The sequence below is a fragment of the Lysobacter sp. P5_B12 genome, from assembly GCF_056400425.1.
In genome coordinates, this window is the sequence record NZ_JBFULG010000015.1 from 1 (window position 1) to 11,853 (window position 11,853).

Here is an 11,853-nt window from a genome sequence, read left to right on the forward strand (position 1 = left end):
GCATCGTGGCGGGCTCGGCTGTTCTCTTTCCCTGGCCCAAGCGCTTGCCACACAAGGACATGAGCGCAATCCTCGCTGGCTGGGTCGTCGCCACGGCTTTCACCATTTATGTGTACAACCCTGCGGGCATCGCTGCCTCACTCGCCGCGGGGGCCCATTTCCCCGAAATGCAATTCGACAACAACACCATCGCAGTGGCCATCTTGGGTGGTTGGGTGTATCCCGCTGCGGCAGTGGCGGTGGTCTTGGGAGCCCGCTCATTGATTCGGAAGGTTCGGGCGTCGCCGGATCTCGCCTGACGCTGGAAAGCGCTGCGCTCCCAAGGCGGTCATCGCTTAATCTCCGGCTATGACCGACATGGCACATGATCCTTCCAGGGAAGACGTTTCAGCGAAACTCGCGCCCGACCACATCCTTTCGCTGCTACGCGCACTGCCCGCAGTGTTCGAGGCACTGGTGGGCGACGCGAAACTCATCGCGCGTTACGGCTTCGGCAGCAGGCTTCACGGCGATCTTTGGGGAAATCCGATGCGTGTCGGTACCGCTTGGCTGGATCGGTTCGTGCAGCAAACGATAGAGCAACAGATTTTCGCTCCCGGCGACTCCGATCTCTTCATCGCGCTCGAGAACGGCGACCTCAGGATTTTCTTCTGCAATGAGGCGCACCTGCACGTGGGTGGCAATAGCGCGCAGTTGAGACGCGCGTTGCTCGCGAGGGAGCCGTTCAACGCCGTCGAGATGGTCGGCTGGATTGAAGCGCACAGCTAATAATGCACCGCGTGGGTTACATCGTTTACATCGATGGACGATAGCGGACACTTGCAGGGGGGCCGGCGGCCGACCCGGGCGAATGTCCGCTTTCGACCCAAAGCGGACATCCGGTCCGAGCATGCCGCCCGGCGGACGCCAAGCGGCTTCCCAAAGTGCGTGGGATGCGTTCGCGGCTCGCGCTTGGCGTCGCGCGTACCAGGCGAAGCCTCGGATGGTTGCGGCGTGCAAGCTTGCTCCACTGAGCGCAAAGATCTAGAAGGCGGTCACCGGCTTTACTTTGCCGGGACGGCGTTCGGATCAATGCCAAATCTCTCGCTAGCTACCGAAAACAGATATTCCCTCGGCATCGGATCACGCGCTAATCCGCGGTCGTAAGCTCCTTTTGCTCTACTAATGTACTTGTTGACCTCTATTTCAGCCCGCGGGTGATCGCGCTTGATGTGAGACGAGTAACTGGCTAGGAAAACAATCGCGATCTCGTGCTCGTTGAATTTGTCGCCCATTTGTTTGACAAACCTTTCGATCTCAGCCGGGTACTTTGGAGTGGCGAACGTCAAGAGATAAAGTTGATTTAATATGTCGATAGTGTCGCGAAACTTTTGATCCTGCTTGGATCTACCGAACAGACTTCGAAACATAATTTCCCCTTGTTGATTGAAGTTACCGAGTTACCGCGCATGCGGTCATCGAAAGACTAGACAGGCCGACTTGACACCTTACTTGAACCCTCCAGCCGAGTACGTGCGTCCGTGGAAGCTCCTCAGCTTGCTCGGCGGAATCGTTATTCTGTTGCTCGGAGCACGATATTCGGGCTTGCCCGACTGGGACGTCTCCGTCAGCCTCATCATGGCGGTGCCAGCTTACTTCACAGCGCCCTGCAGTTTGCGGGTTGTCCTCGAGCGCAGGTGGAAGCAGTTCCCCCTGGCTCTGTTCTGGACGTGGTTAACTATCGACGGGACGTACGCCATCTACTGGTACCTCGTTGACCCTGCTGCATTGATTTTTCGACCGGCAAACGCCCTAGCGTCCTCGGCGCTATACGCCGCGTGCGGACTCGTGTGGCTGCATCGCGGAAGCTTGAGGGAGTTGGTCGCGAATGTCATATTTCTATCGCGGAACCTAAGGCAAAGTGGGTAGGCTGCTCCAGGGTCGCGACACGGCTTAGCCGCTTCGCGGCTCGGCTAAATTCAGGTGTTAGGCGCCGCTGGATTCGGCGTGGATCCCGCACCGAAAAACCTTTGCGGAACGCCATCGGCAATGGCATCGTCACCAGCAAGCGCCATGTCGCATAGCTTATGCCTTAGCGCGGATCACCGATGACGCAGACAACACAGGGGGAATAATGAAGCTTCTGAGCAAATTTGATTTCTTAGCCGTAGCGGGTCTGCCCTTGCACCAAGTCCGCGACTTTTCGCTGTACGACGGCGCGCCGTATGCATGCGCTTGCGGTACGACACACACGTTCTATCAGCATGGAAAGTATCAGCTGTACGGTGCGCATGGCACCAACGCTCGATTCATGATGCAGTGTCCGAATAACGATAGCGTGGYCACGCTAATTCAGACCAAGAACAAGTTTCTTATCTTCTTTGATCGGTTCGTGTCTTTTGCTGGCTGCAAAGAAGCGTAGATTCGCAGTTTAAATTCGGAGAAACGTAATGCGTTCTCACTTTCGCTAGGGGAAACGAATGCTGCTAAACGCTGTCGGTTTCTTAATCGCTTTGCTTCTTGCCATTCCTACGTTCGGCCTCTCACTTCTGGCTTTTTTCGTAATCAAGTTCCTCATCGATATTCAGGCTGTTCCGAAAATTGCACATGCAGCCCGCAGTGCTCAGATCGGAGAGCCAGTCGCGACTACGTTTGTAAACAACGCCGCCGTTCGAATGTTTTACTCGAAGTACGGAGTCACGGAAAAGAAGCATGAAACGTTTATGAGCCCTGTCTTGTCCTTCATTGGCTATGTCAATGTCGGAAAGGGTGAAACGATCGCGGTTATCCAAAAAGCCAAAGAAGGGGTCGTCGTGTCATGCGTTGATCCGCCGGTGCGCTTTGGCAATGATTTGGGTTCCCTCATGGCTAAGGAGAAGCTCGTTAAGGACGTCATGCAAGAATTCCGCTCCGGCGCCTAACAATTAGTCCCACACCGCTTCGCGGCGCGGCTTTCAGGTTTTAGGCGGGGTCGGGATGTCAGCTTTTGGCCGAAAGCGGACATTCGGGCGAACCGTGGGGCGTCGGGTGACGACTGGTCACGGAGTGACCGCTTTAGACCCAAAGCGGACATTTGGTCGCTGGGTGACTGCTGGCGACGTAAGCGTGCAGCGAGTTAGGCGCTCGTCGGGGCTTGGGCCGATATCATTGGTCTCGCTCCCAAATCGACAAGCCAAAAATGAAGCCATTTGGTGTTCTCGTGCTTTCCTTGGCAGGACTCGCATGCTCGCTCGGTGTTAGCGCACGTGACCAGGATGCTCTGGTCGAACTAAATCATCAGATCGTCGGCCCAGCTTTGAAGACTTGGTCTTTGCGACTCGAAGCAAACGGCAAGATCGTCGAGGAGCGCTATGACGTCTCCAAGAAGCCTTATCTCCGGAAGGAGACGCGGTGCCAGCTCACGAAGGTCGAGTCAGAGCGAGCGCTTGAAGCTTCGCGTCAACTATTGAGCACGCTGCCCATGACGATCGACCAGGATCGGCCGATCGCCTTTGATGGCCCATCCAAGCAACTGACTGTTCGGCAAGGAGATAGCTTTCGTACGTCATCTTGGTATTCCCCGGAAGGCACGAATCGCTCCGATGAGGCTCAAGCGTTCGCGCGTTCTTGGGAAAAGGTCCAAGCTTTTCTGATGTGCCCCTCCAAGAAGTAACGCTCCGTCGTTACGTTGATCCATCTCGACCAATGTCCGCTTCTGGCCGTTAGCCGTCACGCAAGGGTTCCCATGACCACGCAACCCAAAATCTGTCGCCGCTGCGGACGGCCCGTTGAGGTTTACGCAGATCACTACGACACTTTCGAGGGCATGCATTGGCTCTGCTTCCACCTTGAGTTTGAGCATGCAGGAGACCCAGATGCGGCCTGTGCCGATACCGGTTGCCCGTGGTCGGAGATCAGGATCTATCGTGAGAAGCTTGTGGAACTCGGCATCAATCCAAAGACTGTCATAGAGGCGGCAATTGATGCTGAGGTACGTCGCTTGCTAGGCAACTAAAGCACGTCCGCTTCTGGCCGAAGGCTGCTTAGCAAATGTCCGCTTCTGGCCGATAGCAGACGCCTCGGCAAAGGTCCGGTGTAGAACGTCATTCGCCAGCGACAGGCTTCTGCGACTCGTGCCTCAAGACACCTCCACCGAGTTCGATCATCCTGTCCTGCACACGCTCCAGCTCAATGTTGATCCAGGCAACGATGTTTTGGACTTGCTGGAATGGGAACTCCCGCTCCGCTGACGTCTGGACGGTATTGGCCTGCTTCATGTTGAGCGTCGCCATCCGGTACATGCTGAGTGCATTCGCTAGCGCATCGCCAGTTGCGTCGGCGGTGTGAAGCCGAAGGAGGTGGCTTTCGACGGTCGGCATGGCGATCAGTTCGAGATCGCGGGCAACGCTATCGCGATAGCCCTGGTCATTGCAGAAGGCTGGTCGGGAGAGAGGGTCTTGCAGCCTTGCATGGAGGCGCACCGCCGCGTCCCACGAGCTTCGAACATCAGAGAAGACGTACATCAACAACGTCCGACCTTCCCGCGCATCCGATGCCGCCGCGATTTGCTGCGATGTTTCGGCGAGCTTGTGCGACGCCTTGCCCATCTTGTTGGCCTGGTAGCCCAGGATGAGGACGGCGATGGCGCTGAGCAGCGACACAGCGCACGACACCCAGTCCGCCCACGTTCCCGACGTCATGACATTTTCCTCCTGCGTTGCGTATCCGGCAACGGCCGGCGCGGAGCGTCTCGGACAACCACTCGTCGGACAGCGGGTTGCGGATTGGCGCATCAATGGGCTTAGGGGCAGTGTTGGCGCACCAATGAACACAGAACGCTCCCCCGGCAATTTCAGGCGGACGGCTCGCGCACACCGACGCGCTCCAGAAATCCTGCAAGCTCGCGGGAGTCCACGTTGCGACCCAGCCCGAAGAGGTAGTCCTGGCCGGTCCTTGTCCTGAAGGTCAGCACCCGGAACGTTCTGTCGCCCAACTTCATCGTCCCCACGACGGCGTGCTGGATCTGGATGAACGGAATCACCTCTCGGCCAATGACGATCCGGTCGCTCGCTACAAGTACGTGGTTGGGCAGGCGGGACACCAGCGGGACGAGCACGTAAGTGATCAGCATCGCGCCGCCCACGGCGAACAGCACCACGAAGCCGATCTCTCTTGCACCTTCCGGCAATCCAGCGAACAGAAGCGGCACGGCGAGAAGCACGGAGAGAAGCAGAACGAATGGCAACTTGCTGCCACTGGGCGTCACCGCGGCACGAGCACGCGCAAACGCTAACGGCTCGAACCAGTGAAAGCGCTGGTCGTTGGAGAGCTTGATCAAGGCGGGTCAGTTCGCGAATGTGGTGGCGGATACTACGACAAGGTGCCCGTCACCCCGTGGTTGTCCGAATGTCCGCAAAGGCCGAAAGCGGACATTTGACTTGGCTGCCACGAGTGACCGCTTTCGACCCAAAGCGGACATTCGTATGCTTGTCTCACATCACTCAATACCGAGGGCGGTACATGAAGGCGCTCACGTTGCTCCTGCTCACGGGATTGCTTACCGGCTGCGCAGGCGGGCAGCAGCCGTTTCGCCAGGTGCAACTGTGCCTCGCCGATGCAGCGGACACGGCGCGCTTCATCGAAGTAATGCAATCGGTTTCCGAGTCCCATCACATGCAGTACCGCGACCGAAGCGTCGATACGCAGAAGGAGTTAGTGACGCTGCAACAAGCCCCGGATTATTCGGTGCTCAACATCGGCGCGCATGACGCGGCGGGCGTCGGCTGGGGCGCCGGCAACCTCGGTCTGTCCGCGTACGAAATGAGCATCGGTTTCATCGAAGGAACGAACCCCGCCGCTGGACATGCCTTCGCCGAGGACGTGATTCGACGTTTGAGTTCCAAGTGGACGGTTTACGAAGTGCCTTCGAATCGAGGCGCACTTCCGAGGTGCCAAACGTAGGCGCGAGTGTCCGCTTCTGGCCGATAGCGGACATCGCACCGTTGGCCGGCTTGGTCTCGGTTCGACGTGATCAACGAGTTACGGTCTATCCTCCGGGGCGCCCATGAGCCGTTTCAAGAGAGCCGTCTTTTTGTGCTTGTTTCTGGCTCTTCCCGGTCTTGCCCTGTCCGCGCAGAAAGACGGCGGCTTCGTCATTCGAAACGTCACAGTGGTGGACATGCGCAGCCCGCGAGCGCGGCCCGGCATGACGGTGGTCATTTCCGGCAATCGCATCGCCGCTGTTGGCAAACGTGTCAGTTCGCCAAAGCACGCAAAACAGATCGACGGTCGCGGCATGGTGTTGATGCCCGGGCTATGGGACATGCATGCCCACTTCGTGTCGGAACAGGCAACGCGCGACGTGTTCTTTCCACTGGAAATCGCCAACGGCGTGACCGGTGTGCGCGACATGTTCTCCGATTGCTATCCGGATTGCTCGTTCAACAATGGCAGCACCTACGACGGGGTCAGCCTGGAACAGGTCAACGCCTGGCGCGAGCGGATTGCCTCCGGGACGCTGGCGGCGCCGCGCATCATTGCATCGAGCCCGCTGGTGGACGGACCGGAAGCACCGTGGAATGGCGAGCTCGTGGTACGGAATGCCGTGCAGGCGCGCGATGCGGTGCGTTACATCAAGAAGCGCGGCAACGACTTCATCAAAGTCTATTCCTACCTCTCGAGAGAATCGTATTTCGCCATCGCCGACGAGGCCAGGAAGCAGGGATTGGTCTTTGCCGGGCACATCCCGGTTTCAATCGACGCAATCGAAGCGTCGGATTCCGGCCAGAAAAGCGTCGAACACTTGACCGGCATCCTCCTCGCAGCGTCCGCCGACGAGGCTGCGCTGCGGGCGGAACTGACTGCGAAGAACGGATCGGAAATGTTCGACGTCGGCGTTGGTCGAAAGGTGCTCGCGTCCTACGACCCGGTGAAGGCAGCCGCGCTGTTCCAGCACTTCGCCCGCAACGGCACGTGGGTGACGCCCACGCTGACCGTGCTGCGCGCCTACGCGTCCCTGGACGACGCGAAGTTCGTGGCCGACGACCGGTTGAAGTATTTGCCGGCGTCGATGCGCGCCGACTGGAAGCCGACGGCCACGCCTGCAGCCAAACTGACGCCGGAGGATTTCTCGTTCATGAAGGCGAGGTACCGCAAGCAGTTGAAGATCGTCGGTGCGATGCATCGCTCAGGCGTGCAGTTGCTGGCCGGGACGGACGAGCCCAACCCCTTCTGTTTTCCGGGTTTCAGCGTGCACGACGAACTCGCGCTGCTGGTGGAGGCCGGTCTTACGCCGTTCGAAGCACTGCAGGCGGCCACCGTCAATCCCGCCAGGTACCTGGGCCTCGACCACGCGCTCGGCACAGTCGAGCCAGGCAAGTTGGCCGACTTGGTTCTCCTGGATGGCAATCCGCTGGAAGACATCGGCAATACGCGGCGCATCGCAGGCGTCTTCCATGATGGGCATTACGTCTCGCGAGAGATGCGCGTCAAATTGTTGTCCGACGTGGAGACGGCTGCCGACGGGCATTGATGACCATGTGGCGCTGCGCTTGCGTCGTTGATCTCCGGTCTGCTATCCGATTGAACCTGCTTTGCCAGGCAACTCGTGTAGGCGGCGACTGTCCGCTTTCGACCCAAAGCGGACATTCGGCGTTCGCGCTAGCTTCTTGCCGATGACCCCTCAGAACCTGTTCGACATCGTCGCTATCGGCCGCGATGCACTGCCGTGCATCGTGGCGGGCTCGGCTGTTCTCTTTCCCTGGCCCAAGCGCTTGCCACTCAAGGTCATGAGCGCAATCCTCGCTGGCTGGGTCGTCGCCACGGCTTTCACCATTTATGTGTACAACCCTGCGGGCATCGCTGCCTCMCTCGCCGCGGGGGCCCATTTCCCCGAAATGCAATTCGACAACAACACCATCGCAGTGGCCATCTTGGGTGGTTGGGTGTATCCCGCTGCGGCAGTGGCGGTGGTCTTGGGAGCCCGCTCATTGATTCGGAAGGTTCGGGCGTCGCCCGATCTCGCCTGACGCTGGAAAGCGCTGCGCTTGCGGATGTCCGCTTCTGGCCGAAAGCAGTCACCAGGTGACTGCCTGTCACGGGCCGCGGCCGGATCGGAACACATCTTTCCGACCAACCGATATGATCAACAAGCTCATTGCATGGGGGAGCGCGATGTCGGGGAATGTGCGGGCGCCGGGTCGGGCGCACACGTATGCGAGGAACGGTTGGGCCGACGCACCGCCCAACGGCGGGATGCGTGACGCACTGAATCCAGACGAATTGCAGTTCTCGCTTCGCACCAATGTGCGCCGCATTCGGTCCGCGTCCACCGCGCCATGGGCATGGTTGGTGTTTGCCGCGATTGCGCTGACGGGCTTCGCGTTGGTTTTGAACGCGATGCTTGAACGATCAGGGGAAACAGCCGGGCACTCCGAGTTGTCGCCGCGGACGCTCAAGACGGGAGCTCAAGCGGCGCAAGAAGAACTGCAGCCCGATACCGACCTGGCCGTCTCGGATACCTTCGTGACGGATGCGAGAGGCGTTGATGCGCCGGTGATCTACAAGTGCGCCGGACCTGACGGAGTCATTGCCTACCAAAGTGATCCGTGCGAGGGCGCGCAGGCAATTCGCAAGACCATCGTTGCGGTGCCGGACGATCCGGGCGTGGTATCGAGGGGACGGGCGCAGCAGGCGCGTATGGCGGATGCCGCGCGAACCTTGTCGCGGATGGCGGGCACCGATCAAGTTTCCTATGGCTCGTCCTCCGGGGGCATGGAGGATGGCGACCGCCGACGAGCCAAGTGCAGCGCCGCCAAATCCGCCAGGGAGTCAACGCTGCGGGCGGTCGGGCTCTCGCGAACCTACGATCTTCTCCAGAAGCTGGACGAGCAAGTTCGCGAGGCCTGCAAAGGGGTATGACGGCGTGCTTTTTTGCTCGGCCTGATTCAGCGGATTTGCGAATGTCCGCTTTCGACCCAAAGCAGAACGTTTCGTTCAATGATGCGGCTAATGACATTTGAAAAAAGAAGCCAGGGGGTGGCGGACGTTTCCATTTCGCGCGTACTCCCTTTTGGCGTGATCTTGGCTTTAACGAGTTGCGCGTCGGTCTACGGATTCACCTGGAATTATGAGCCCTCGTCGATTGCTGACCGAATGGGGATGCATGGCTGTGCGATATCGGTCCCTTTAACCTCGGACCAAGTTATCGAAGGCYCCAGGCTGATGGGCAACCCCTCTCCAGAAACGCACGGCGAGTGGATAAACATGAGGGCCGGATTTCAGGAAGGAGATCAATTGCGGTATGTAAATTGCTCCAGAGCCAAGGAAACGACGGCCACAGACTTTTTTGCCTTGATGCGAAATGACGTAGTGATTCTTAAGTTCGCCCCGATGCTCTACTAACTTGGCGCGCCACCGTCGATGCGGCGAATGAATGTCCGCTTCTGGCCGGACAGTTGGGGCGGAGCCATATGCCCGATACGGCACCCAGTCGCGACCTTTGGTTTCGCCCTGTAGCATTCCAGCGAACCTGGAAGCGGAATCCTTTCGCACATGAATTTTCGCGAAGCTCTTGAGACCTCGGCGCTCAGCTGCTTCCACTCGTTTGTGGCGGGCTGTCTCTGGGTCAGCCTGGTGCTGATTCTCGGAAATGCTTTATTTTTCCAGGAGGGAGTCAATCCGCTAGCCACAATCTTCCTACCTGTCATGGCCTTTGTAGTCGGGCTGGTGCCGGTGTTGCTCTTCGGCGTCCCCGGATACGCTGCGTTATTGAAGTGGGGTTGGGCCAATTGGGGGACCGTGGGTCTGCTCGGTCTCTTGCCTGCCGTCATGTTGCTGCCTTTTGCTGGAGGCAGTTTTTCCTTGTTYTTTGCGCTGTACGGACTACCAATCGCATTGGTTGCGCATGCGCTTGCTCGCAATCGCGCCAAGGGCCTAAGGATTTAGCCATCGCGTCGGCTTCTGGCCGATAGACATTCGGGCGAACCGTGAGGCGTCGGGTGACGACTGGTCACGGAGTGACCGCTTTCGACCCAAAGCGGACGCTCGCCCCATCGTTCCTACTACCTCCTCGGCAGCGTGGCGCGCAACTTGTTAGCCTTTTCGGGCCAACATAAGCCAGTGGCGTTGGTCCAACTCGCCAACGTTGGATCGCAGTGCCGGATTACACGTCCGTCCGTATGGGAACCAACTCATGTCAAACCACAAGGATGTTCTTCTTCCTTTCCTCATCGGTGCATTGCTGCACGCCGGAATGTGGGCCGGTGTCGGCTGGCTCTATTCCGTCGAAATTTCGCGCATCGAGGTAGACGACGGATTCGTGACCATATCGATGCCTTGGCTCAATCTGTTGCAGATGTTGTTACCAGGGCTGGCGGTGGGTTTCCTATGCAAGAACAGGCCACTTGCGATCGGCTTCACTGCAGTGGTCGTTGCCCACCTTGTCATGTACCCGTTCTCATGGCATCCCATCGTGCGGGTCGGGGATCCGCCGCTGGTCGTCCAAGCGCTTGAAGCCGCCCTTCATAGCGGCGTCTTTGGTGCCGTGGCCGCAGCCGCTGGCTTTTACCTTGCGAGCCGAAAGGGCGCGAGCAATCCGCTTCGCCGCTCGCCCTGAAATCGTCCGCTTCTGGCCGAAAGCGGACATGGACGACGCGTCGGGCCCAATGCGGCGAATGGCGGATTGTGACAACGCGCGCCATTTTTCCTGAAGGCGTTTGAAGGACCGCCTCTACAATCGACGTCGGCAGATGCATCCAAGGGGGGATGCCGTGACCGATCCGTACAACTCAGCGCCCGCATACACACCACCGGTGCAACCCACACCGCCCTCGCCGGCTTCGGCGACGCGCCTGGCCTACGACCACATCGCCCACCTGGACGTGGGGACTACTGGAAAAAGCGCTTCCGCGAGATCGAACGCTCGGGCGCCATCGAACGTGGCGCCGCCGCATACGGCACCAATTGGCGCGCCTTCTTTCTCGGCCCGATCTACTTCCTCGCGAAGGGGCTTTGGCGGCAAGCGATCGTCTACTACGTCCTCGCCGTTGCACTCGGCGTCGTGTTGCACGCGATGGGGTTCGGCAAGGGCGTTCGTTTCGCGATGCTTTTTGTCGCCGGCATCGGGTCGATGCGTGCGAATTTGAGTTACTACAGGAAGGTCGTGCTGGACGACGCGCCCTGGTTCTGAGACAGGGCGTTACTGCGACGCTTCGATGTTCCTGGCCCACTCGCGCAGGCGCTCGGCCTCTTCGGGCGGAAGGTTGTTTTCGCGGATCGAACGCTCGATGCTTTCGCGGCGCGCGGCGTTGGTCGCTTCGAGGCCGGCCGCGGGTACGGATGCCATCGGCTCGACGGTCGCCATCGGTGCCGGTGCGGGGTCGGCCATCGGCGGCGATTCCGGTTCCCCGGGCGTCTCGGGCGCCGCCTCGGGGGCGGGCGTCGAATACACCGCGGCAGGCTGGTTCGCCTTGGTGCGTTCCACGAACGCGCGCAACTCGGGCGGCACCATGTGGTCCACCATGGCCGTGGCGGTGCGATGGACCATCCAATCGCGCAATTCGATGTCGGCGCCCGCGAAGCATTCGCGCTTGTCGCGCAATGCCGCTCGGATGTCCGCGTCGCTGTCGGTCAGCCCCGGCACGTAACCGGCGGCGCACCGCTGGGCGCGTGCATCCATCTCCTTTTCGAGCTCCCTCGCGACACTGCGATCCAGCGCGTTCACTTCGATGGCCGCCTCGAAGATCTGCTTCCCTTCCGCTGCCGCGGGCGAGAGTGGAATGGCGGCATTGATGCGGTCGTAACTGGAATGGCAGCCGGCCAACAGGACGACGGCGACGCAGGCACTCGCGCGCGCAAGGATGCGATTGGACATGGACTCCCCCTTGCGGGAGAGTC

The 11,853-nt window shown here is 59.6% G+C and carries 15 protein-coding genes; 12 read left to right on the plus strand and 3 right to left on the minus strand.

All coding sequences use genetic code 11. From position 1 onward, the window contains the following. The 5 genes from AC1DOM_RS16240 to AC1DOM_RS16260 form a co-directional block, all read left to right on the plus strand. Positions 1 to 299, plus strand: a 299-nt coding sequence (locus tag AC1DOM_RS16240) for a hypothetical protein (RefSeq protein WP_498965173.1), incomplete at its 5' end; no start/stop codon positions are given. Between the two features lie 49 nt (positions 300 to 348). Continuing rightward, positions 349 to 768: a hypothetical protein gene (locus tag AC1DOM_RS16245; RefSeq protein WP_498965174.1), complete on the plus strand. Its 420-nt coding sequence runs from the start codon at positions 349 to 351 to the stop codon at positions 766 to 768. 1,691 nt (positions 769 to 2,459) lie between these two features. Beyond that, complete coding sequence (locus AC1DOM_RS16250; RefSeq protein ID WP_498965176.1) at positions 2,460 to 2,900, plus strand: hypothetical protein; 441 nt, start codon at positions 2,460 to 2,462, stop codon at positions 2,898 to 2,900. Positions 2,901 to 3,157: 257 nt separating this feature from the next. Then, the gene (locus AC1DOM_RS16255) at positions 3,158 to 3,631 is read left to right on the plus strand and encodes a hypothetical protein (protein WP_498965178.1); all 474 of its coding nucleotides are present in this window, start codon (positions 3,158 to 3,160) and stop codon (positions 3,629 to 3,631) included. Positions 3,632 to 3,703: 72 nt separating this feature from the next. Beyond that, positions 3,704 to 3,973 (plus strand): hypothetical protein, encoded by a 270-nt coding sequence (locus AC1DOM_RS16260; protein WP_498965180.1) that lies wholly within the window; start codon positions 3,704 to 3,706, stop codon positions 3,971 to 3,973. A gap of 88 nt (positions 3,974 to 4,061) precedes the next feature. Here the strand turns inward: AC1DOM_RS16260 and AC1DOM_RS16265 are convergent, their stop codons facing one another. Together AC1DOM_RS16265 and AC1DOM_RS16270 are read right to left on the minus strand one after the other, a co-directional pair. Next, positions 4,062 to 4,658 (minus strand): hypothetical protein, encoded by a 597-nt coding sequence (locus AC1DOM_RS16265; protein ID WP_498965182.1) that lies wholly within the window; start codon positions 4,656 to 4,658, stop codon positions 4,062 to 4,064. A gap of 152 nt (positions 4,659 to 4,810) precedes the next feature. Next, complete coding sequence (locus AC1DOM_RS16270) at positions 4,811 to 5,296, minus strand: hypothetical protein (RefSeq protein WP_498965184.1); 486 nt, start codon at positions 5,294 to 5,296, stop codon at positions 4,811 to 4,813. A 182-nt stretch (positions 5,297 to 5,478) separates the two neighbouring features. Here AC1DOM_RS16270 and AC1DOM_RS16275 point away from each other — a divergent pair, with 182 nt between their 5' ends. The 7 genes from AC1DOM_RS16275 (at position 5,479) to AC1DOM_RS16305 (ending at position 11,146) form a co-directional block, all read left to right on the plus strand. Beyond that, positions 5,479 to 5,919 carry a hypothetical protein gene (locus AC1DOM_RS16275; RefSeq protein ID WP_498965186.1) on the plus strand — a complete coding sequence of 147 codons (441 nt, stop codon included), beginning with the start codon at positions 5,479 to 5,481 and terminating at the stop codon, positions 5,917 to 5,919. Positions 5,920 to 6,022: 103 nt separating this feature from the next. After that, positions 6,023 to 7,489 carry an amidohydrolase family protein gene (locus AC1DOM_RS16280; protein WP_498965187.1) on the plus strand — a complete coding sequence of 489 codons (1,467 nt, stop codon included), beginning with the start codon at positions 6,023 to 6,025 and terminating at the stop codon, positions 7,487 to 7,489. Between the two features lie 142 nt (positions 7,490 to 7,631). Next, positions 7,632 to 7,985 (plus strand): hypothetical protein, encoded by a 354-nt coding sequence (locus AC1DOM_RS16285; RefSeq protein WP_498965189.1) that lies wholly within the window; start codon positions 7,632 to 7,634, stop codon positions 7,983 to 7,985. Between the two features lie 112 nt (positions 7,986 to 8,097). Continuing rightward, positions 8,098 to 8,877: a hypothetical protein gene (locus tag AC1DOM_RS16290; RefSeq protein WP_498965191.1), complete on the plus strand. Its 780-nt coding sequence runs from the start codon at positions 8,098 to 8,100 to the stop codon at positions 8,875 to 8,877. A gap of 633 nt (positions 8,878 to 9,510) precedes the next feature. Then, the gene (locus AC1DOM_RS16295; RefSeq protein WP_498965193.1) at positions 9,511 to 9,903 is read left to right on the plus strand and encodes a hypothetical protein; all 393 of its coding nucleotides are present in this window, start codon (positions 9,511 to 9,513) and stop codon (positions 9,901 to 9,903) included. A 247-nt stretch (positions 9,904 to 10,150) separates the two neighbouring features. After that, positions 10,151 to 10,573 carry a hypothetical protein gene (locus tag AC1DOM_RS16300; RefSeq protein ID WP_498965195.1) on the plus strand — a complete coding sequence of 141 codons (423 nt, stop codon included), beginning with the start codon at positions 10,151 to 10,153 and terminating at the stop codon, positions 10,571 to 10,573. A gap of 297 nt (positions 10,574 to 10,870) precedes the next feature. Next, positions 10,871 to 11,146: a DUF2628 domain-containing protein gene (locus AC1DOM_RS16305; RefSeq protein ID WP_498965283.1), complete on the plus strand. Its 276-nt coding sequence runs from the start codon at positions 10,871 to 10,873 to the stop codon at positions 11,144 to 11,146. Between the two features lie 9 nt (positions 11,147 to 11,155). Here AC1DOM_RS16305 and AC1DOM_RS16310 read toward each other — a convergent pair whose 3' ends face one another. Beyond that, a complete protein-coding gene (locus AC1DOM_RS16310; RefSeq protein WP_498965197.1) occupies positions 11,156 to 11,830 on the minus strand; it encodes a hypothetical protein in 675 nt (224 codons plus the stop codon). Between the last annotated feature and the right edge of the window lie 23 nt (positions 11,831 to 11,853).

Coding starts and splice junctions, on each gene's coding strand:
- AC1DOM_RS16245 (WP_498965174.1), top strand. CDS start 349: ATGACCGACATGGCACATGATCCTTCCAGGGAAGACGTTTCAGCGAAA.
- AC1DOM_RS16250 (WP_498965176.1), top strand. CDS start 2,460: ATGCTGCTAAACGCTGTCGGTTTCTTAATCGCTTTGCTTCTTGCCATT.
- AC1DOM_RS16255 (WP_498965178.1), top strand. CDS start 3,158: ATGAAGCCATTTGGTGTTCTCGTGCTTTCCTTGGCAGGACTCGCATGC.
- AC1DOM_RS16260 (WP_498965180.1), top strand. CDS start 3,704: ATGACCACGCAACCCAAAATCTGTCGCCGCTGCGGACGGCCCGTTGAG.
- AC1DOM_RS16265 (WP_498965182.1), bottom strand. CDS start 4,658: ATGACGTCGGGAACGTGGGCGGACTGGGTGTCGTGCGCTGTGTCGCTG.
- AC1DOM_RS16275 (WP_498965186.1), top strand. CDS start 5,479: ATGAAGGCGCTCACGTTGCTCCTGCTCACGGGATTGCTTACCGGCTGC.
- AC1DOM_RS16280 (WP_498965187.1), top strand. CDS start 6,023: ATGAGCCGTTTCAAGAGAGCCGTCTTTTTGTGCTTGTTTCTGGCTCTT.
- AC1DOM_RS16290 (WP_498965191.1), top strand. CDS start 8,098: ATGATCAACAAGCTCATTGCATGGGGGAGCGCGATGTCGGGGAATGTG.
- AC1DOM_RS16300 (WP_498965195.1), top strand. CDS start 10,151: ATGTCAAACCACAAGGATGTTCTTCTTCCTTTCCTCATCGGTGCATTG.
- AC1DOM_RS16310 (WP_498965197.1), bottom strand. CDS start 11,830: ATGTCCAATCGCATCCTTGCGCGCGCGAGTGCCTGCGTCGCCGTCGTC.